The organism is Bradyrhizobium sp. BRP56, assembly GCF_020194035.1.
In the GTDB taxonomy this organism is placed as follows: domain Bacteria; phylum Pseudomonadota; class Alphaproteobacteria; order Rhizobiales; family Xanthobacteraceae; genus Bradyrhizobium; species Bradyrhizobium australafricanum.
Genome location: NZ_JADYVV010000018.1, coordinates 84,552 through 103,558, shown reverse-complemented (window position 1 = coordinate 103,558; position 19,007 = coordinate 84,552). Strand labels below are relative to the sequence as shown.

General features: G+C 64.3%; 20 protein-coding genes. 9 read left to right on the top strand and 11 right to left on the bottom strand.

All coding sequences use genetic code 11. The features are described from left to right. Nucleotides 1–130: 130 nt before the first annotated feature. From I6F38_RS15455 to I6F38_RS43990, 6 genes are all read right to left on the bottom strand, one after another. Nucleotides 131–1,666 carry a DUF1254 domain-containing protein gene (locus I6F38_RS15455; RefSeq protein ID WP_225160946.1) on the bottom strand — a complete coding sequence of 512 codons (1,536 nt, stop codon included), beginning with the start codon at nucleotides 1,664–1,666 and terminating at the stop codon, nucleotides 131–133. 79 nt (nucleotides 1,667–1,745) lie between these two features. Beyond that, on the bottom strand, nucleotides 1,746–3,233 hold the full coding sequence (locus tag I6F38_RS15450) for a DUF1254 domain-containing protein (protein WP_225160945.1): 1,488 nt from the start codon (nucleotides 3,231–3,233) through the stop codon (nucleotides 1,746–1,748). 253 nt (nucleotides 3,234–3,486) lie between these two features. Continuing rightward, nucleotides 3,487–4,458, bottom strand: coding sequence for an AraC family transcriptional regulator (locus I6F38_RS15445; protein ID WP_225160944.1), 972 nt, complete (start codon nucleotides 4,456–4,458; stop codon nucleotides 3,487–3,489). A 76-nt stretch (nucleotides 4,459–4,534) separates the two neighbouring features. After that, the gene (locus I6F38_RS15440; protein WP_225160943.1) at nucleotides 4,535–5,482 is read right to left on the bottom strand and encodes an AraC family transcriptional regulator; all 948 of its coding nucleotides are present in this window, start codon (nucleotides 5,480–5,482) and stop codon (nucleotides 4,535–4,537) included. Nucleotides 5,483–5,696: 214 nt separating this feature from the next. After that, complete coding sequence (locus tag I6F38_RS15435) at nucleotides 5,697–5,864, bottom strand: hypothetical protein (protein ID WP_249794178.1); 168 nt, start codon at nucleotides 5,862–5,864, stop codon at nucleotides 5,697–5,699. Further along, nucleotides 5,864–5,989, bottom strand: coding sequence for a hypothetical protein (locus I6F38_RS43990; protein ID WP_276573492.1), 126 nt, complete (start codon nucleotides 5,987–5,989; stop codon nucleotides 5,864–5,866). Before I6F38_RS43990 ends, I6F38_RS15435 begins: the two co-directional genes overlap by 1 nt. A gap of 350 nt (nucleotides 5,990–6,339) precedes the next feature. On the opposite strand from I6F38_RS43990, the gene I6F38_RS15430 reads away from it, so the two are divergent. Then, complete coding sequence (locus I6F38_RS15430) at nucleotides 6,340–6,690, top strand: RidA family protein (RefSeq protein ID WP_028334578.1); 351 nt, start codon at nucleotides 6,340–6,342, stop codon at nucleotides 6,688–6,690. Nucleotides 6,691–6,766: 76 nt separating this feature from the next. On the opposite strand, the gene I6F38_RS15425 is transcribed toward I6F38_RS15430, so the two are convergent. Then, nucleotides 6,767–7,780 carry an alpha/beta fold hydrolase gene (locus I6F38_RS15425; protein ID WP_225160941.1) on the bottom strand — a complete coding sequence of 338 codons (1,014 nt, stop codon included), beginning with the start codon at nucleotides 7,778–7,780 and terminating at the stop codon, nucleotides 6,767–6,769. A 422-nt stretch (nucleotides 7,781–8,202) separates the two neighbouring features. Next, nucleotides 8,203–9,267 carry an aromatic ring-hydroxylating dioxygenase subunit alpha gene (locus I6F38_RS15420; protein ID WP_225160940.1) on the bottom strand — a complete coding sequence of 355 codons (1,065 nt, stop codon included), beginning with the start codon at nucleotides 9,265–9,267 and terminating at the stop codon, nucleotides 8,203–8,205. A 107-nt stretch (nucleotides 9,268–9,374) separates the two neighbouring features. Between I6F38_RS15420 and I6F38_RS15415 the strand changes: the two genes are divergently transcribed. The 7 genes from I6F38_RS15415 to I6F38_RS15385 all read left to right on the top strand — a co-directional run bounded on the left by I6F38_RS15415 (nucleotide 9,375) and on the right by I6F38_RS15385 (nucleotide 14,715). After that, the gene (locus I6F38_RS15415) at nucleotides 9,375–10,283 is read left to right on the top strand and encodes a LysR family transcriptional regulator (protein WP_225160939.1); all 909 of its coding nucleotides are present in this window, start codon (nucleotides 9,375–9,377) and stop codon (nucleotides 10,281–10,283) included. A 94-nt stretch (nucleotides 10,284–10,377) separates the two neighbouring features. Beyond that, nucleotides 10,378–11,067 carry an RNA polymerase sigma factor gene (locus tag I6F38_RS15410; RefSeq protein ID WP_225160938.1) on the top strand — a complete coding sequence of 230 codons (690 nt, stop codon included), beginning with the start codon at nucleotides 10,378–10,380 and terminating at the stop codon, nucleotides 11,065–11,067. A gap of 96 nt (nucleotides 11,068–11,163) precedes the next feature. Further along, on the top strand, nucleotides 11,164–11,685 hold the full coding sequence (locus tag I6F38_RS15405) for a DUF4142 domain-containing protein (protein ID WP_225160937.1): 522 nt from the start codon (nucleotides 11,164–11,166) through the stop codon (nucleotides 11,683–11,685). An 11-nt stretch (nucleotides 11,686–11,696) separates the two neighbouring features. After that, nucleotides 11,697–12,017, top strand: coding sequence for a cupredoxin domain-containing protein (locus I6F38_RS15400; protein ID WP_225160936.1), 321 nt, complete (start codon nucleotides 11,697–11,699; stop codon nucleotides 12,015–12,017). 95 nt (nucleotides 12,018–12,112) lie between these two features. Then, a complete protein-coding gene (locus I6F38_RS15395; RefSeq protein ID WP_028339048.1) occupies nucleotides 12,113–12,475 on the top strand; it encodes a nuclear transport factor 2 family protein in 363 nt (120 codons plus the stop codon). Between the two features lie 163 nt (nucleotides 12,476–12,638). Further along, the gene (locus I6F38_RS15390; RefSeq protein WP_225160935.1) at nucleotides 12,639–13,436 is read left to right on the top strand and encodes a helix-turn-helix transcriptional regulator; all 798 of its coding nucleotides are present in this window, start codon (nucleotides 12,639–12,641) and stop codon (nucleotides 13,434–13,436) included. Nucleotides 13,437–13,545: 109 nt separating this feature from the next. After that, a complete protein-coding gene (locus I6F38_RS15385) occupies nucleotides 13,546–14,715 on the top strand; it encodes a cytochrome P450 (protein ID WP_225160934.1) in 1,170 nt (389 codons plus the stop codon). Between the two features lie 16 nt (nucleotides 14,716–14,731). On the opposite strand, the gene I6F38_RS15380 is transcribed toward I6F38_RS15385, so the two are convergent. The 3 genes from I6F38_RS15380 to I6F38_RS15370 form a co-directional block, all read right to left on the bottom strand. Beyond that, nucleotides 14,732–15,043: a hypothetical protein gene (locus tag I6F38_RS15380; RefSeq protein WP_225160933.1), complete on the bottom strand. Its 312-nt coding sequence runs from the start codon at nucleotides 15,041–15,043 to the stop codon at nucleotides 14,732–14,734. A gap of 296 nt (nucleotides 15,044–15,339) precedes the next feature. Then, a complete protein-coding gene (locus I6F38_RS15375; protein WP_225160932.1) occupies nucleotides 15,340–16,269 on the bottom strand; it encodes a dihydrodipicolinate synthase family protein in 930 nt (309 codons plus the stop codon). A 36-nt stretch (nucleotides 16,270–16,305) separates the two neighbouring features. Then, the gene (locus I6F38_RS15370) at nucleotides 16,306–17,472 is read right to left on the bottom strand and encodes an NADH:flavin oxidoreductase/NADH oxidase (protein ID WP_225160931.1); all 1,167 of its coding nucleotides are present in this window, start codon (nucleotides 17,470–17,472) and stop codon (nucleotides 16,306–16,308) included. A gap of 246 nt (nucleotides 17,473–17,718) precedes the next feature. Here I6F38_RS15370 and I6F38_RS15365 point away from each other — a divergent pair, with 246 nt between their 5' ends. Beyond that, a complete protein-coding gene (locus I6F38_RS15365; protein ID WP_092085408.1) occupies nucleotides 17,719–18,738 on the top strand; it encodes an LLM class flavin-dependent oxidoreductase in 1,020 nt (339 codons plus the stop codon). The last annotated feature ends 269 nt before the right edge of the window (nucleotides 18,739–19,007 follow it).

Here is a 19,007-nt window from a genome sequence, read left to right as displayed (position 1 = left end):
CGAAGCGGCTGGACTGGGCAGTTGCCGTAGCTACCGCGACGAGGCTCGCACCGGCGAGAGTGGATAGGAACAGGAAGTGTTCGCGCGTTGAAATCGTGCTGCACTCTCCACAGTCTTGGCGATCAAGGCGTCATACCTTCTTGATCGCCGGCGGCTTCCACGATCCGTCGATAATGCCTTCCTTGCCCCAGTAGGCGCGGATGTAGAGCGAGAAGTGCCCATCCGGCGCCGGCAGCCAGTTCGCCTCCTTGTCGCCGCCCGGCGATTTCGCGCCGGCGTGGAGCGTGAGCGAGCCGTCTGCGTTGCGCTTGAGATTCTTGTTCTTGGTGCCGAGCGAATAGCGCTTGAGATCGTTCGGATTGAAGAGGTGCTTGTCGTTGTATAGCGTCAGCGACCAGAAGCCGTTCACCGGCGGCTCCTGTCCGGCCGCGAACGTGATCTCATAGCCGTTGCGGCCGTTGAGCTCTGCACCGGCGCCATCGTTGTCGGTGTAGAAATATTGCGTCTCGGTCGGCCGATTGTCGAACATGTTCGACTTCGCTGTGCCCGAGCGATTGAAGTAGTCCAGGCCGAACTGCGCATTGTTCGTCGATCGGTTCCAGCCGTTACCGGCCGGGCGTCCGTTGTGCTTCCACTGGAAGAATGCCTTGATGACCTTGTCTTCGGTATCGGTCGCGGTCGTGACCAGCACCTTCTTCAGTTCCGGGTCGTTGGCAGCCGCGTCCAGCAGCAGGCGGAACTGGCCGTACATCGCTTCCTCGCCCGGCAGCGGGTCCACGATGTCGAGCACCTCTCCGAACTGATCGAAGAATTTTTCGGGGATGACCCATTTGGTTTCTTCGCCTGATGACTTCGGCCCCTGGATGGTCGGTGCCTTGCTCCATTCGATCGTCTTCATCTTCCCGGTGAAGTCCTTCAACGGGTAGGCGACGACCTGGTTGATGACGGACTGGATCGCCTTCTTGTCCTCGGGGGTGTCGTCCTGGAAGATGCGCGGAATGGCGTTCGCGAGCGAGGTCGAGCAGCGGACGATGTCGGTGATTCCCGACGGCTTGAGGCCTTTCCAGTTGGGACCGGCCAGCAGATAGAATCCGGGCTTTGACTTGTACGGCTTGCCGAGCTCGCCGAACTGGTCGGTGCGGGCGTCGTAGAGCGCATAGACCCAGAAGCGGTCGCCGAAGTCCGGCACCTGGATGACGACGGGCTCCTCGTCGAGCGAGAAGAAGCCGAGGCCGTAGACGACGTCCTGATTGGGACAGGTCACGAAAGTCTCGGACGGCTCGATGTAGTCGGCAAGCATCGCGATCTGGCCGCGCGGCGCTGCGGGCAGCACGCCGTTGAGATGTCCGGGCTGCGGAGCCTGCGTGATCGCGGCCCTGCGGTTGATCATGTTGACCATCGGCCAGCCCCAGACATACGCCATCTGCGCGATGGTTCTCGCATAGTCAGGCTGCATCACGATGCCAGTGGCCGGCTCGGTCACGCTCGAGGTCGCGGCACAAGCCTGTTGAGCCTTGGCGCTGTCGGCCGTCACCGCGACCGCAGCGGCGGACACCGCCACCGGAACGGCCGCGCTGGTGAGCCCGGCGGCGAGCGACGCTGCGCCAATGCCGGTCTTCAGGGCGTCACGACGGGTGGCAGAGAAATCGTTGGTTGAAATTGTCATATCGCACTCCGGTATCTTTGTGTGGCTTGCAGTCCCTCGCTGGATCACGGCACACGGCGCGCCATGATCTCGCGCCGTGTCACTTCACCTTGACGAGGTCGTCGGGCTTCCAGGTCTGGTCGAAGAACTCGACGCCGGTGCCGTAGAGGCGCACGGCCGCGAGGAAATTCCGTCCATTGACGGTCTGGATGAAGTTGCTATCGGCGGCTTCCGCGGGCTTGCTCGGACCGAACCAGATATCGATCGAGCCGTCGCCGTTGGTCGCGACCTTGCCGAGGCTGTTGATCGACGGCAGCAATTGCGGCGTCTCGACCATCGTGCCGTCGGTGATGTTGTAGGCCGTGACGGCCCAGAACAGCGCGGCCGGCGGATGCGGCGGCAAATGCAGCTTGTAGGTATTCCCGCCCGTGAGGAAGTCACCATTCGCGTCCTTCAACGCGAACGGATATTTCGACCCGGCCCCGATCGTCCGCATGACCATCGCGGACGCCGTCGAGAAGGCGATCTGGAAGTAGCTCGCACGCTGGTTGACGTCGAGATAGCCGTCCTGAAGCCACTCTGCGGTGCCGGCGGCCCACGTGTTCAGGTACTGGCGGTCCTTGTAGTATCGATCGCGCTGATCCGGCCGGCCGAGCTGCCGCATCGCGAGGATCATCTTGGGCGCGGTCTCGACTGCCTTTTGCAGCAGCGTCTGCTGCTTCTGGTCCGGATTGAACGGCTGCCCCTTGATCATTCCGATCGAGGCCAGCACGCCGCGCAGCTCGGGATCGATCGCCGAGGCGGGTTCGTAGTCGATGAACGCCTTGAGCTTGGTCCAGAACGTAGTGTCGACCGGGTACATCATGTTGATGCGCTTGCCGCTGGCGTTCGGAAACTGCATCGGCTTGACATCCTTCTCCGGCGTCCACAGCGGGTAGACGCGGGTCTGCTCGGCGCCCGCGACCGCGTCCTTCGGGTCCGGCGCGTTCTCGCCCTTCTTCATCACGGTGCGGAAGAACAGCAGGACGTTGTAGGTCTTCGATTTGAACGCGAAGTAGCCTTCCGGGATCTCGCCGCTGTAATCCGGCGGCAGCAGCAGATAGAGTCCTCCCCGCGCGCGGTCCGGGCCGATCAGTCCGACATCGGTGATCGTGCGCTGGAAGAAATCGGTGAACATGCCGATGACGTTGGCGGGCGCCGCAACGACCAGCGGGCCGGTCTCTTTCAGGTCGAGATAGCTCATCGAATAGATCACGTCGGCATTGGGCGTCGGAATCCAGGTGCGCACATCCATCCGGTCCTTCCAGATCGGCAGGACGTTGTAGCCCTTGCCGAAAGTCGCCTCCGAGCCGTCCTTCATCCCGATCGTATTGAGCGCAGGCAGCATGGTCATGTAGGCGTGGACCGCGCGCTGATAGAACAGCTCGTCGCGCAGATCCTCCGCTTCCTTCTGCGGCAGCCAGTTGCCGTTGTTGAGCTGCTTGACGAGAGGCGGTGACGCCGGTTGATCCTGCGCCACGGCGGGAACTGCGACGCACATCGAAGAGAGCAGGAGCGCTGAAGTCAGGATTGAGGTTCTCGTTGTCATCGGCTTCCTCATTTTGGTTGACTGGACATCCGCGTCCGTTCGCTAAGATTGTCTACGTCCTTCGCCTGGCGGTACGAATTGATTAAATTCATTCAGCAAGGGACGGCGTCCGGGCACGCGTGCCGGCCGGTCTCGTCTGCCGCTTTCCCTTATGGTGATGCTCTCGATCGCGACCATGTGTTCGAGCGGTCAGGATATGTCTTGAGAACATCAGGCCGCTGAGGGCGCGTCTACGTAAATCGTGCCAATCTCATTACAACGGAGTGTCATGCTGCAGCGCACGGCCGAGCGCGAGGGTCGCGCTTGGACTCTCGCCGAACAGCGTTCGATAGTCGCGCGCCAGGCGGCCCATATCCCGGCCCATGCCCCAGCTTTGTGCCGCACTCGAAACGGTTGCCTCAGTGTGTGTGACCAAGTCTCGTCTGATCCGATGCAGCCGCAACCGGCGCACATAGTCTCGCGGCGTGTCATCCAACAGCTCCGAGAATGCACGGAAGAGTGTGCGGCGTGACGTCGAGGCCGCCTGCGACAGCGCCTCGATCGAGATCGGGCTGTCGAGATGGCGTGCAATGTATTTGCAGGCAGCGCGGACAATTTGCGCGCGGCTGCCCGGGTGCGACGTTTCGTCCCTTCCCAGCGGTGCTCGCGCATAGTGGCTCACGATTACCTCAATGAAGTTGCTGCCGATGCCGGGCCTGTCGATTTCGGCAGTTGATTTGGCGTCGTGGATGGCTGCGACCTGACCACTCAGCCAGCGCACGGCGCTTGCTGCCAGCGGCGCCGGGTGAAGGCCGCTCCGGTCCAGGAGGTTGCGGTCCAGGGCAAGCCCATGACGGGCGAACTGCTGCTTCAATCGCGCAGCAGACAACGTCGCGGCGACGTACAACGCATTGCCGCGACACAAGAGGTCGCATTCCTCGCCGGGGAGCAGAACGCCTGCGCTTCCCTTTGACACATTGTTGAGCCAGAGCCGCGATCCGGAGCCGATGCGAAGGATCACGCCGAGCGTGATCGCATCGGCGGAGAACGCGCCTCGCACGAGGACGTTGCCGTCGATCAGACCGCTGCTGAATGCAATGCCGTCCCGTGCGGCAAAAGCGAGGCTGCCCCGAACGCGGCGCCCCGGCATCTGGATCGCTTCCAGTTCGGCGCCGAAGATCGCGCTGCCGAGATCATCGATCCGGCAAATATCAAAGCGGTGCCACGTTTCGACGACAGCCGGCAAAATCCACCCCTTGGATCGATCAAGAGGCAGCATAGGAAGCCAAGGGACGGCCTTCTACGTGGTTCGTGCCAATCTGCTATGAGAGGCGCGAGGCAGCGGAAACCGTCTCGCTGGGGCGTTCGCCGAACAGCTCGCGATACCAACCGGACATCCGACCGAGATCGCTGATGCCCCATTGATTTGCGACGAGGGCGATCGTGCAGGCCCTCTCGGCGTCGCTCGCCAGATCGTGCCTGATGCGGTGAAGCCGCAGCTTCCGGACATAGCTGCGTGGCGTTTCGTCCAAAATTTCCTCAAATGCGCGAAAAAGCGTGCGACGCGAGGCATATGCGGACGCGGCGATCTGATCGACCGACAGCGGCTCGCAAAGATTTTCCTGGATGAAGGCCCGCGCGCGTTCGACGATCTTGCCGTACTGGTTCAGCTGCCTGCCGGCAATGCGCTGATGCGGCGGACGGGCCAAATGCGCAATGAGTGCGGAAAGAAGCTGACCGGATATCGGATTGTCCGCGGTGACGGTCCCATCATGAATGCGCGCGAACAAATGGCGCAATCGGTCGATCAGGGCCGGTGCAAGGCACTGCGCATGTAGCCCCGTTTCCCCGAGGGCAGTCCGGTCAAGCACCAGATCCTCCTCGGCGGCCTCCTGTTCCAGCTTCTCCGCCGACAAGGTGAGAGCGGCATACATCGAACCGGGCGCATAGAGCGCGTCATGATCGTCGTTGGGAAAGAAGACGCCCACAGTGCCGGGCTGTACTTCGGTCAGCCAATGCCGCGCGCCGGTCTCGAGCTTCAGAATGGCGCCGATGGTGATGTTGTCCCGGGATAGCGGGCCCAACAGGGAAACCCGCCCATTGATCAATCCGCTGCTGCACTCGATGCCGTCCGAGTTCGAAAAGACGAGACTGCCCGAAAGATAACCGCTCGACATCTGGGTCGCCTCAAGGCCCGCGCCGCGAACGGCGTCGCTCAGATCTTCAATTCTCGAAATGGGAAGGCGCGTCCAAACCTCGGCAGGCAGCATGTCGCGCCTCACTCGAACGGGAGCCGCCCGGCATCGGCGCGACGGCCTCATTGCACGTTCTCATCCTACGCGCTCCGTCGCGATGTCACAACCTTGGCCAGTGGCGAAACGTCGGTTCCAAGGTGCCGCCCGTCGGCAGTTGCGCGTGGTGAGAAGAGTTCCGAGCGGATATCAAGGCGCCGGAGCGATCACGTCGTCGTTGCGGCGATCTGTCTCAGCCATACGTCTCCACGATGAAGTCGATCAGCGCGCGCAGCTTCGGCCTCATCTTGCGGTGCTTCGGCCACAGGATCTGACGGACGCGGGTCCGCGTCGTGTAGTTCGGCGGCAGCACCTGCAGCCGTCCCGCGGCGATATCGTCGGCAAGCAGTTCGTCGCGCATCAGCACGATACCGGCGCCGGCGCAACACCGCCGCCGAACATGCCGGTGCCGCGATGGTGGTGGGTCTGCAACGCAACGCCGGCCGCACGGCCGTCCGCAAGCGATACGCAGGGCGCGAACGACATCAGCGTGGCACTCCCCGGCCCCGGCGAGGCCGTGCAGTTCGAGCAGCACATCCGGCCGCTGTTCGATGCTGTTCGCCTTCGATCTCTGGAAGGAGGCGGATGTCGCCAGGCACTGCCAACAAATCCTGCACGGCTCGAGGCCGGGACCATGCCCTGCGACGGCGCCTGGCCGGCCGAGCGAGTGGCGCTGTTCGCACGCTGGGCGAATGGGCAGAATCCGCCGACCTGATTGCGCCGAGCCGATCTCGGAGCAATTTCGAGCGATTTCGGTCAACGGCGCTGCAAATTGTGCAGTGGCGGCGCTCGCTCTGGCAGGTTAGACAGTGCCCGCCATTCAAGTGGAGACCCAAATGAGCATTCAGCGTTTCGAAACCGGCCCGCGCATGAGCCAGGCCGTCGTGCACGGCAACACCGTCTATCTCGCCGGCGTCGTCGCCGGCAAGGCCGCGGGCGGCAGCGTCACCGACCAGACCAAGGACATCCTGTCGATCATCGACGGCCACCTCGCCAAGGCCGGCACCGACAAGTCGAAACTGCTCAGTGCGACGATCTACATCACCGACATGAAGACGTTCCCGGAGATGAACGCGGTGTGGGACGGCTGGGTCTCCCAGGGCAACACCCCCGCCCGCGCCACCGTCGAGGCCAAGCTGGCGGCGCCGCAGTACAATGTCGAGATCATGGTTGTCGCGGCGAAATAGACGCGACGCACGTCATCCAACGGATACCGGATGCCCCGGATCGCAAAGCGCAATTCGGGGCATTTTCATCTTGCACTCACGCGCTGATCCGCGCTCGCCCACCCGCAGCCTCACCGAGATCGGACTGAAGCCAGCGGGCAATCCGGCGCCATGAACCGGCGAGAGCCTTGCAGCCCATGAACAGTCCGAGGTGACCACACGGCTCGGTATGGCATTGCAGCCACGCGGGCGGCGTGGCCAAGAGCCGCGCTGTCGCAAATGCCTGGTCGGGCGGAACGACGATGTCGTTCTCTGCGGCGAGCATGAAGACGGGCTGCTTCACGGCAGCGAGATCGATCTTGCAGCCAAGCGCGAGGAAGTCTCCAGCCGCGATCCGGTTCTGGCGAAAGATCCAGTCGGTCACTTCGAGGTAGTAAGCGCCCGGCAGATCGAGCGTCTCGTCATTCCAGCGCGTGAAGCGATCGAGCAACGCCCGCGCATCTTCCGAATTGCGGTCGAGCCGCCTCTGCAGCGCCGCTTCCGCGTCACGCATGGTGAACGGGATGCTCCAGGCCTGCAGCATGTGCTTGCCGCTGACGATCCCATCCCCCTGACGGACCAGCGCCTCGAAGCCTTGCCGTGGAAGCGAGGCGACCATCCGGGAAAGCTCCGACGGTACCGAGACGTCGACCGGGCTGCCGGCAAGCACAAGCCGCCGTACCTTGCCCGGAAAGCGCGCCGCATAGAGCAACGACAGCCAGCCGCCCTGACAGAGACCTGCAAGGTCGACCGGCGGCCCGATCGTGTCGACGGCCACGTTGAGATCGGACAGAAAGGTGTCGATCGAGAAATATCGCATCTCCGGTGCCGCCGAGCGCCAATCCGTGAGATAGAGACGCGCAACGCCGGCCTTCTGCAACGCCTCCATCAGGCTGTGACCGGGGGCAAGATCCGCAATCTGCGCGCGATGCAGCGCATAGGGCGCGCAGACCAGCAGCGGCCGGCCTTCGGCCGCTCTCGAGAAATCCAGCAGGCGCATCGACGGCAGCTGAAGCGCGACCGCATGGGCTGTCGTCCAGGGCAGCGCCGCCGCTTCGCCCGGCGAATCCATGGGCTCGGGTGCACGACTGGGGTACCACTGCGAGTAGATGTCCAGCGCCAATCGCGCGGCTTCAAACGGCCATAGCCAGGCGTCCTGCGCCCAGCTAGCGCTCGCACTTCGATCCGATGGATCCGTCTTTTCGGGCAAGCTCGTTCACCGATTGATCGCTACCGGGATGGTCTGGCCAACGCGGGCCACCTTCACGCCGACAAATTCAGGTCGGATCAGTTTACGCCAAACCGGCTGGAGCGGCAGCCACGCCGGGATGTCACGATCTCGCGACCCCGGCGCGGCTTGCTGCCAAGCAGCAAAAGCCGCCGTTGCAGCGGCCTAAAGCGCGATGAGATTGGGTTGAATCATCATCGCGCTTTAGCTCCTTGTTTGAGCATGATCTTTTCGGAAAACCGCTTCACACTTTTCCGGATCATGCTCTAGGCGGCGCGTGCCGTGCCCTTCTCCGCCTCGAGCTTGCGGGCGAACAGCCAGCGGAAATAGGTCAGCGGGGCATCGGCGCCGATCGCGAGCAGCTGATAGTCCGGATCGGCGTCGAACACGCGCTGCTGCGCCTCGATGATATCCTTGTCCTCGTTGAACCCTTCCTCGAGGCTGTGCCGCAGCGACAGTGCGATGTTCGGATTATCGATGTCGAAATCGTGCAGGTAATTCCAGAAGAAGTGCGTGGTCGAGCGCGTCTCCGGCGTCATGAACTGCGCGTTGCGATACGACCGCGTGCCCGGAACCTGGACGCCCTTCTCGACGCCCTGCCCGGCCGGCGCGAAGGTGGTGTCGAGCGTGAAGATGCCGGGCACGATCATGCGGCCGATATTGCGGCGGTCAATCTTGTCGGTTTTGTTCGGGATTACCTTCTTGTGGTAGGGCGGCGGCTCGGCGCCCATGTGCCAGCGCTCGACACGGAAGCCGTCGTCCAGCTTCTCGATCGCGACCGGCTTGGTCTTGTAGGCGTATTCCTCGGAGCCGCCGAGCGTGTTGGTGTGGACGAAGGCGAGATGCGCGAAGTCGCTGAGGTTGTCGACGATCAGGAGCCAATTGGCCTTGTAGTGCATGTAACCTGGCAGGCCGCGCCACTTGGGATCCTCGAGCGGCGGATAGTCGAGGATCAGTTTCGGATCGGCCTTCTCCGGATCGCCGGTCCAGATGAAGATCAGATTGTAGCGCTCGACCACCGGATAGCTGCGCACGCCGAGCTTGGCGGGGATCGTGTCCTGACCGGGAATCTGGATGCATTTGCCGTCGGCCGCGAACTTCATGCCGTGATACATGCACCTGATGTCGTCGCCCTCGATGCGCCCCATCGAAAGCGGCGCTGCGCGATGGCAGCAGCGGTCGTCCAGCGCGACGACTTTGCCGCTCGACCCGCGATAGAGCACGATCGGCCGTTCCAGGATGGTGCGCGCGACCATCTTGCCGTCGATCAGTTCGTGATTCCACGCCGCCACGTACCAGGTGTTGCGCAGGAAAATTCCGTCGTCAGCCATCTCTCCCTCCCGATGCAAGATTTGGTTGCGACGAGGTTAGGTGATTGCGGTCACCGGGATAATCCGATTTGGCTGGACACACTGTACCGGTGGATGGACAATCAGCCATGGAGTGGCGCGACTGGGAGCTGTTTTGCGAGGTTGTCGAGCATGGCGGCTTCACCGCGGCCGCGCGCGTGCTTGGCCATCCCAAATCGAGCCTCAGTGCTGCGGTGCAGCGTCTCGAAGCCAATCTCGGGCTGCGGCTGATCGAGCGCACCACCCGCCACCTGCGCCTGACCGATTCCGGCGAGACCATCTATCGCAAGGTGCGCCCGCTGTTCGCGGCGCTGCACGACACACACAGCGAGGCGCTGGCGATGTCCAGCGCGGTCGCCGGCACCCTGCGCATCAAGGCGCCTTATGAATTCGGCGCGCATCATGCGGGGCCGGTCGCCTGCGCGGTGATGGGCCGCTATCCGGAGCTTTCGATCCGGATCGATGTCGAGCACGACATCGTTAGTCCGATCGCCGAGAACTACGACATCGTGTTTGCGATGCTGGAGGCGCCGCTGCCGTCGGCCGGGATCGTGATCCGCCGCGTCTTCACGCTCGAGCGCGGCCTGTTCGCGGCACCTGCCCTGCTGGAGAAATTCGGCGAGCCGCGCACGCTGGATGATCTGAGAAAGCTGCCGCTGCTGACCGGCCCCAGCGATCCGCCATGGGCGATCACCGCTCCCGGCGGCGCGGTCGAGCATCTCGCGGTCGATCGCGCACGCCTGACCAGTTCGAATGCCCATGTCCGGCTGCAGGCCGCGCTCGCCGGCCATGGTGTGCTGCGGGTCACCGCCAGCTATACCCGCGCCGCCGTCGCGGCCGGCGAGTTGCGGCGGCTGCTGCCCGATCATGCCTGCGAGCCGCTCAACGTGCACGCGCTGTTGCCGGCGCGGCAATTTGTCCCGGCGAAGGTGCGCTGCTTCCTCGACGCGATGGAGGCGCATGCACGCGGCGATCCGGAGGCCTATATCAGGCCGTAGCGGTCTTTTTGGCCGATTACCATTTTCCCGGGAACCTGCACGGCCGGTCGGCATCCAATGATATTATTCCGCCAACAGTGAGGGCGATCCCGCCATGCGCCAGGCCCATGTAACGTCCCTGCCGCCGACCAGCTCGGGCGATGCCGAGCTCGTGCAACGCGCGCTCGCCCGTGACGAGGCCGCAATCCGCGCCATCATGCAGGCGAATAATCGCCGGCTGTTCCGGCTGGCGCGCGGCATCCTGCGCAACGACCACGAGGCCGACGATGTGGTTCAGGACGCCTATGTGCGCGCCTTTACCCATCTGGACCAGTTCCGCGGCGACTCCAGCCTCTCGACCTGGCTGTCGCGGATCGCAATGAACGAGGCACTCGGCCGCCTGCGCCGCAGGCACAGCAGCGTCGAATGGTCCGATCTGCCGAAAGGTGCTCCTGAAGCCCAGATCATCCAGTTCCCCCTGTCGTCAACGGACGATCCGGAAAAATCCATGGCACAGCGTGAGATCCAGCACGTCGTCGAGCACGCGATCGACGAGCTGCCCGAGGCGTTCCGCCTCGTCTTCATCACCCGCGTGATCGAGGGCATGAATGTCGAGGAGACCGCTGAGATCCTCGGCCTCAAGCCGGAAACCGTGAAGACCCGCCTGCACCGCGCCCGGACCATGCTGCGCGACAATGTCGAGCGGAAGATCGGCCCCGTCGTCATGGAGGCCTTCCCCTTCGCGGGCAAGCGCTGCGAGCGATTGACCGAGGCGGTTCTGAAACGGCTGCGCGCCACCGCCTGAATTTTTTCGGGAACCTCTGCTCGTCCGCACCATCCAACTCCTGTGCAAGCAACGACGCGCCGCGCGCTACGCCCGGCTCAACAGGAGTTTCAAACCATGTTCGTTCGATTGGGTATCGCGGTCGCCGCGCTCAGCCTTCTCAACTGCGCTGCGCTGGCGCAGGGCGCAAAGCCGACCGATCCGCAGATCGCACATATCGCCTATACGGCAGGGGTGATCGACATCAATGCCGCCAAGCAGGCGGAAGAGAAGGCTTCCAACAAGGAGGTCAAGGCGTTCGCCAAGGACATGGCGCGCGACCATGAGGCGGTGAACAAGCAGGCGCTCGACCTCGTCAAGAAATTGAAGGTGACGCCGGAGGACAACGACACCAGCAAGACGCTGTCGAAGCAGGCGGCCGACAAGCTTGCCGAACTCGGCAAGCTGAAGGGCGCCGCCTACGACAAGGCCTATATCGACAACGAGGTCGCCTACCACAAGGCGGTCAACACCGCGCTGGAGACGCAGCTGATCCCCTCGGCCAGCAATCCCGAGCTGAAGGGCCTGCTGCAGACCGGCCTGAAGATCTTCCAGGGCCACCAGCAGCATGCCGAACATGTCGCGGCCGGCCTGAAGTAAGGAGGCGCGCGATGTTGCCAGGACGCTGTCTCGCAACGCTGGCTTTGCTCGCGCTCGGCGCGATGGCCGTCCCGGCGCATGCGGCGACCATCCAGATCGTGATGGAAAATATGGTGATCTCGCCGGCCGAGGTGTCGGCCAAGGTCGGCGACACCATCGAATGGGTCAACAAGGACGTGTTGGCGCACACCGCCACCGCGAAGAACGGCGACTTCGACGTGACGATCGCGCCGAAGAAGACGATCAAGTCGGTCCTGACCAAGGCCGGCACGGTCGACTATTACTGCCGCTACCATCCCAACATGAAGGCGGTGCTGACCATCGCACCATAGCCCGCGCGATGACCTCAGAGGTAATCGATCGGCGCACGCAAACCTTCGATAGTCCGGACCGCCGCGCAGTCCCGGCACTATCGAAGGAGAGCACCATGACCGACCATGCCACCATCGCCCGCCGCTATATCGATCTCTGGAACGAGCGGACGCCGAGCCGGCGTCGCGAGATGCTGAGCGAGAACTGGACCGCCGATGCGCGCTATATCGATCCGCTGATGAGCGGCGACGGCCATGAGGGCGTCGACGCGCTGATCGCGGGCGTGCAGCAGAAGTTTCCGGACTTCCGCTTCAAGCTGATCGGGGAGCCGAACGGCTTCGGCGACCATGTCCGATTCTCCTGGGGCCTCGGGCCGGACGGCGTCGACAGCCCGATCAAGGGCACCGACTTCGCCATGCTGAAGGACGGCCGGATCAGGAGCATCACCGGCTTCCTCGACCAGGTGCCGGGCGCCTGAGGCGCCGCTTCCACGCCGGCGATGTCGCCACCAGAACGCTTTCAAGCGAAGTGGATCCCGGTTCGCGTCAAGAAAACGCGTCAAAACAAAGAATCCAGAGCCCCGTTCCGATTCCATCGGAACGGAAAAGGCTCTAGTCTTCCCGAAACACAGGGAGGACGCCATGAAGGCAGATTACGCCTTCAAGACTTCTGTCGTCAGCGACATCACGCCGGCGCTGCTGGCGATCGGCCGCGACAGCTTTCCGCAGGCCCTGATCGGCGCGCTACGCCGCGTCGCCGGTGTCGGTCATTGCATGGTGTTCTCGTTCACCGGTCCGCGGACCGCCGCGTGCCTGCTCGACGTCGGCAACATCCCGACCGGGCGCGACCTCGGGATCGCCTATTCCGAACATTTCCATCAGGCCGACCCGAATCGGGACGCGGTGTTCGAGGGACGGACGCAGGCCGCGCCGATCGTGCTGCCGAATTTTGCCCGCCGCATGTACAGCGACGGCTACCGCAAGATCTTCTTCGACGACTCCGACATTGTCGACAAGTTCGCCTCCGCGATCTGGACCGGCGACACCTGCTTCTATGTCAACTTCTACCAGATCACCGCGCAAGGCCGCTTCAGCCGCGAGCAGATCGCGCGCCTGGCCGCGGTCGCGCCGGCGTTGACGGCGGCTGTGGCGCGGCATTTCCAGCGCGACCCGGCAGCGGATGTTGATCCGATCGAGCGGTTGAAGATCCTGTTTGCGACCGCCGAGCCGCTCGCCAGGCTGACCGGGCGTGAGCAGGAGGTCTGCCTGCGCATTCTCTCCGGTCTCAGCTCGGAAGCGATCGCCGCCGAGCTCGGCATCGGGCTGCACTCCACCCTCACCTATCGCAAGCGTGCCTATGACAAGCTCGGCATCTCCTCGCAGAACGAGCTGTTCGCGATCGCGCTGCGCCTGATGGCCTCGGCGCGCCAGTTGAACTGAGCGCGCTCCAAGCGATGGTCTCCCGCTGTCCCCAGCGGTGGGGACAGACGGGCCGCGCCGCCCGGCCTATGCTCGGTCCGAAGACCCGAGGCCAAACCGAGATCACGTCGTGAGCACCGCGCCCCATTTCAATATCGACGTCCCCGCCTTCTGGCAGGATCCCTATCCGGCGCTGGCGCGCATGCGCAAGGAGGCGCCGATCGCCTTCGTGCCGCAACTCGGCAGCACGCTGCTGTGCAACCGCGACGACATCTTCATCTCCGAGAAACAGATCGACGTGTTCTCATCGCACCAGCCGGAGGGGCTGATGAACAAGCTGATGGGCCACAACATGATGCGCAAGGACGGCGATGCGCACATGAACGAGCGCAAGGCGATCTTTCCGGCGATCTCGCCCAAGACCGTCCGATCGCACTGGACGGCGCAGTTCGCAGCACACGCGACGCGCATCCTCGACGAACTGAAGCCGGACGGCGTGGTCGATTTCGTGCAGGCCTTCGCGCTGCCGTTCTCGGCCGAATGCCTGAAGTCGATCACCGGCCTCACCAATATGCGCTTCCAGGATATGAACGCGTGGTCGCAGGGCATGATCGACGGCATCGCCAATTATGTCGGCGATCCCGCGATCGAGGCGCGCTGCCATGCGGCGACCTCGGGCATCGATGCCGCGATCGACGACATGGTCCCCAGGCTGCGCAAGACGCCCGACCTCAGCCTGCTCGGCGTGATGCTGCAGACCGACATGCCGATGGAGAGCGTGCGCGCCAATATCAAGCTTGCGATCTCGGGCGGCCAGAACGAGCCGCGCGATGCGATCGCCGGCACGGTATGGGCGCTGCTGACCCATCCCGACCAGCTTGCGCTGGCGACGAGCGGCACGATCGCGTGGCTGCAGGTGTTCGAGGAATATGCGCGCTGGATCTCGCCGATCGGGATGTCGCCGCGGCGGATCGCAAAGCCCTGGACGATCAGGGACGTCGCCTTCGAGACCAATGAGCGCGTGTTCCTGATGTTCGGCTCGGCGAACCGCGACGAGAAACACTTCGACAAGCCCGACGCGTTCGACGTGCGCCGCGACGCCGGCAAGAGCATCGCGTTCGGTGCCGGTCCGCATTTCTGCGCCGGCGCCTGGGCCTCGCGCGCCATGGTCGCCGACGTCGCGCTGCCCGCGATCTTCAAGCGGCTGAAGAATCTGCGCCTGATCGAGCACCAGCCGGCGCGGATCGGCGGCTGGGCGTTCCGCGGCCTGCTGGATTTGCCGGTGACGTGGGACGCGTAGCGTGCTTTGCGCAGGTTCAGTGCACGGGACCCGGCACGACGAGGCGCAGCAATCGCGCGTCGCGTGATGGGGGGACCGTCGTGGTCCAGGCCTCGCCCGCATCGACGAGGCAGGACAAACCGTCAGGCCGCGACAAGAGGATCGTCCAGGTACCCGCCGGCGAAACGAAGACCTCCACGAGGTGGCCGCGATCGGACAATCCGCGGTGCACCTCAACCTCGCCGAAATGGTCTTTGAGGAAGGTCACGAAATCGGACCGGGAGGCGCAAGTCTGCGCTGCGCCAGCCACCGTCGACATCAACGCGGCAGCCAAGGTGAGTGCCGCCAAGCGGATACATCGCAACATGGCCCCCTCCTTGTCCGGGCAGCCATGCACGACCATCGCCGAACCAAGCTCACTGCAGCGAACTCAAGCAGGGTCAATGATCGCGTACTCCACCCAACGTGATAATCAGGCACGAGGATTTCAAGAGCGGCAGCGGCGGCACTATGCTTCGACAAGGTTTCGCCCGAGCCCTTCAGCCAAGCCCGCCACGCCGGCTCCGCTCGCCAGATCAACGTCCATGCGCGCCGGCGATCGAGAGAGCGTCCTAAAGGCCCGGACGCGCCTGACCAGGCGCCCTCTCATCGCCCCCAGCGCAGCACGACCGGATCGAGTGTCCGCGCGATCTCGATCAGCCCCGCGCGGGTTGCCGGATGCAGCGGTTGCAGCGGATGGCGCACCGCATCGGACTTGATGACGCCGCCCTCGCGCATCAGCACCTTGCAGGCCTGCAGCCCGCATTGGCGATTCTCGTAATTGATCAGCGGCAGCCAGCGCGCATAGGCCCCGACCGCCTCGTCGCGCCGGCCGGCGAAGAACGGATCCATGATCTGGCGGATGCCGTCGGGATAGCCGCCGCCGGTCATCGCACCGGTGGCGCCGGCATCGAGATCGGCCATCAGCGTGATCGCCTCCTCGCCGTCCCACGGCCCCTCGATCTCGGCGCCGCCCTTCTCGATCAGGCCGCGTAGCTTGTTTGCCGCCATCGGCACCTCGATCTTGAAGTACCTGATATTGGCGAGCTCCTTTGCCATCCGTGCCAGGAAATCCACCGAGAGCGGCGTGCCCGCCACCGGCGCATCCTGGATCATGATCGGGATGTTGATGGCATCCGACACGACCCGATAAAACTCGTAGATGCCCGGCTCGCCGACGCGGAAGGTCGCGCCGTGATAGGGCGGCATGATCATCACCATCGCAGCACCGGCGGCTTCCGCCTCGCGGCTGCGCGCGGCGCAGACCGCCGAGGAGAAATGCGTGGTGGTGACGATGACGGGAATGCGGCCTGCGACATGCTCGAGCACCGTATGCATCACGGTCTCGCGCTCGGCGTCGGTCAGCACGAACTGCTCGGAGAAATTGGCGAGGATGCAGATGCCGTGGGAGCCGGCGTCGATCATGAAGTCGACGCAGCGCCGTTGTCCGTCGAGGTCGAGATTGCCGTTGGCGTCGAAGATGGTCGGCGCCACGGGGAAGACGCCGCGATAGGGGCGCTTTGCGACTGCTGTCATGATAACGACCTCCCAGGTTGTTGTCGGATTTTCTTGTCAGCTCTGGCGGAACGGCAGCGGCGGGCCATCGAGCCGGCGCAGGCCCGGCTCGCGGCGCTCCAGCCACCAACCATACTGCTTCGGCCAGGACGCGAACACCTCGCCGCCTGCACCGCCGAGCGCAAGCTCGGCATGCAGCGGCCAGTTCGGATCGAACAGCGCCTCGCGGCCGATCGCGACCAGATCGGCCTGGCCTTTGGCCAGGACGTCTTCTGCCTGCTGCGGATGCAGGATGAGGCCGACCGCGATGGTCGCAATGTCAGCGTCGCGGCGGATCTCATCGGCATAGGGCACCTGAAAGCCGTAGCCGCGCGGAATCCGCGCCGCGGTCGCCGAGCCGAGCAGGCCGCCCGACGAGCAATCGATCAGATCGGCACCGCGCGCCCTGGCTTCGCGGGCGAACGCGACCTGGTCCTCGAGCGTCAGGCCGCCGTCGATACCGTCGACCGAGGAGATCCGCACCGACAGCGGCCGCTCCGCCGGCCAGGCCGCGCGCACGGTCTCGATGATCTCGAGCGGATAGCGCATCCGCCCGGCGCGGTCGCCGCCATAGGCATCGCTGCGGCGGTTCGACAATGGCGAAAGGAATTGGTGCAGCAGATAGCCATGCGCGCAATGCACCTCGACGAATTCGAAGCCCGCCTCGACCGCGCGCAAGGTGGCGCGCCGCCATTGCTCGCGCAGCGCGGCGAGCTCGGCCACGTCGAGCGCGTGCGGCATCAACCAGCCATCTTCCATCGGGATCGCGCTCGGCGCTACCGTCCGCCACGGCAGATCGCCGCGAGCGCGGTCGGCCTCGTCGAGAGCGGCATTGCCGTACCATGGACGCTGCATGCTGGCCTTGCGGCCGGCATGCGCGAGCTGGATCGAGGGCACGGCGCCATTGTCCTTGAGGAAGGCGGCGATCCGCTCGAGCGGCGCGATCTGCTCGTCGTTCCAGATGCCGACGTCGCCATGGGTGATGCGGCCCTCCGCGGTCACCGCCGCGGCCTCGACCATCACGAGCCCGGCGCCGCCCTGGGCGAACTTGCCGAGATGCACGAGATGCCAGTCATTGGCGAGACCGTCGGTTGCCGAATACTGGCACATCGGCGAGATCAGGATGCGGTTTCGGGAGGTCACGCCGCGAAGCGTGATCGGCTGAAACAGAAGCGGCTGCGACATCGGGACCTGCGGGAAGGTGTTGGCGGGAGAAATCGTGGCGGAAAGCTAGGCGGCGCGCCCCGGGATCGCAAGCCATGCCGCGGCGCAGGCGGCAAGACCTGCACGCATGCAGCACTTGCGCAAAGCCGCGATCTGCAAAACCCGCAACATCTGCCGCAGAAAATTTCCCGGCTGGTAAACACTTTCGGTCATCCTCGGGTCACGTCACGGATCGCAATTCGTCGCGGACATCCCTACATTGCCGGCATGAAGAAAATCGGATTCCTTTCGTTCGGGCACTGGACGCCCTCGCCGCAGTCGCAGGCCCGCTCAGCCGCGGATGTGCTGCTGCAATCCATCGACCTTGCGGTCGCGGCCGAAGAGCTCGGCGCGGACGGCGCGTATTTTCGCGTCCATCACTTCGCGCGCCAACTGGCCTCGCCGTTCCCGCTGCTGGCGGCCGTCGGCGCCAGGACCAGCCGGATCGAAATCGGCACCGCCGTGATCGACATGCGCTACGAAAATCCGCTCTACATGATCGAGGACGCCGGCGCGGCCGACCTGATCGCGAGGGGACGCCTGCAACTCGGCATCAGCCGCGGCTCACCCGAGCAGGTGATCGATGGCTGGCGCTATTTCGGCTATCAGCCGGGCGAGGGCGAAACCGACGCCGACATGGGCCGGCGTCATGCCGAGATCTTCCTCGACATGCTGCGCGGCCAGGGATTTGCGCAGCCCAATCCACGGCCGATGTTTCCCAATCCTCCCGGCCTGCTGCGGCTCGAACCACTCTCGGAAGGCCTGCGCGAGCGCATCTGGTGGGGCGCCGGCTCGAACGCCACCGCGGTGTGGGCGGCGAAGCTCGGGATGAACCTGCAAAGCTCGACGCTGAAGAACGACGAGACCGGAGAGGCTTTCCACATCCAGCAGGCCGCCCAGATCCGGGCCTATCGTGCCGCCTGGAAGGAAGCCGGGCACACGCGCGAGCCGCGGGTCTCGGTGAGCCGCAGCATCTTCGCGCTGGTCGACGATCGCGACCGCGCCTATTTCGGCAACGGCCAGGAGGAAGACCAGATCGGCTTCATCGACGAGAGGACGCGCGCAATCTTCGGCCGCGGCTACGCCGCCGAGCCGGACAGGCTGATCGAGCAGCTCAAGACGGATGAGGCGATCGCAGAGGCCGATACCTTGCTTCTGACCGTCCCCAATCAGCTCGGCGTCGACTACAACGCGCATGTGATCGAGACGATCTTGACCCAGATCGCGCCCGCTTTGGGCTGGCGCTGAATCTATCGCGAACGTCAGCGATACTCGCCCGGCGCGCAGCCTCGTCACATCGAGCAGGACCGGGATAAGGACCCGCGCCGGCCGTCTTCTAGGGGGGCTGTTGAGAGGGAACGGCCAGGCGCGGGCTTGAACCGACCGTTCTCGCCGGAGGTCGGTCGGCTCTATTCGACCAATGCCGGAACCCGCGACATCGTTCCGGCGGAACTTCGTTCTCAAACGCGGAGAACTACGGAAACATAACTGCGCGTTGTGAGAAGAACAGGTCGAGT

Bases quoted from the DNA above. Each gene is read 5' to 3' on its own strand.
- I6F38_RS15405 (WP_225160937.1), top strand. From the start codon at position 11,164: ATGTTCGTTCGATTGGGTATCGCGGTCGCCGCGCTCAGCCTTCTCAAC.
- I6F38_RS15410 (WP_225160938.1), top strand. From the start codon at position 10,378: ATGCGCCAGGCCCATGTAACGTCCCTGCCGCCGACCAGCTCGGGCGAT.
- I6F38_RS15440 (WP_225160943.1), bottom strand. From the start codon at position 5,482: ATGCTGCCTGCCGAGGTTTGGACGCGCCTTCCCATTTCGAGAATTGAA.
- I6F38_RS15400 (WP_225160936.1), top strand. From the start codon at position 11,697: ATGTTGCCAGGACGCTGTCTCGCAACGCTGGCTTTGCTCGCGCTCGGC.
- I6F38_RS15450 (WP_225160945.1), bottom strand. From the start codon at position 3,233: ATGACAACGAGAACCTCAATCCTGACTTCAGCGCTCCTGCTCTCTTCG.
- I6F38_RS15420 (WP_225160940.1), bottom strand. From the start codon at position 9,267: ATGGCTGACGACGGAATTTTCCTGCGCAACACCTGGTACGTGGCGGCG.
- I6F38_RS15415 (WP_225160939.1), top strand. From the start codon at position 9,375: ATGGAGTGGCGCGACTGGGAGCTGTTTTGCGAGGTTGTCGAGCATGGC.
- I6F38_RS15435 (WP_249794178.1), bottom strand. From the start codon at position 5,864: ATGCGCGACGAACTGCTTGCCGACGATATCGCCGCGGGACGGCTGCAG.
- I6F38_RS43990 (WP_276573492.1), bottom strand. From the start codon at position 5,989: ATGTCGTTCGCGCCCTGCGTATCGCTTGCGGACGGCCGTGCGGCCGGC.
- I6F38_RS15390 (WP_225160935.1), top strand. From the start codon at position 12,639: ATGAAGGCAGATTACGCCTTCAAGACTTCTGTCGTCAGCGACATCACG.
- I6F38_RS15365 (WP_092085408.1), top strand. From the start codon at position 17,719: ATGAAGAAAATCGGATTCCTTTCGTTCGGGCACTGGACGCCCTCGCCG.
- I6F38_RS15425 (WP_225160941.1), bottom strand. From the start codon at position 7,780: ATGGATTCGCCGGGCGAAGCGGCGGCGCTGCCCTGGACGACAGCCCAT.
- I6F38_RS15370 (WP_225160931.1), bottom strand. From the start codon at position 17,472: ATGTCGCAGCCGCTTCTGTTTCAGCCGATCACGCTTCGCGGCGTGACC.
- I6F38_RS15395 (WP_028339048.1), top strand. From the start codon at position 12,113: ATGACCGACCATGCCACCATCGCCCGCCGCTATATCGATCTCTGGAAC.
- I6F38_RS15375 (WP_225160932.1), bottom strand. From the start codon at position 16,269: ATGACAGCAGTCGCAAAGCGCCCCTATCGCGGCGTCTTCCCCGTGGCG.
- I6F38_RS15430 (WP_028334578.1), top strand. From the start codon at position 6,340: ATGAGCATTCAGCGTTTCGAAACCGGCCCGCGCATGAGCCAGGCCGTC.
- I6F38_RS15455 (WP_225160946.1), bottom strand. From the start codon at position 1,666: ATGACAATTTCAACCAACGATTTCTCTGCCACCCGTCGTGACGCCCTG.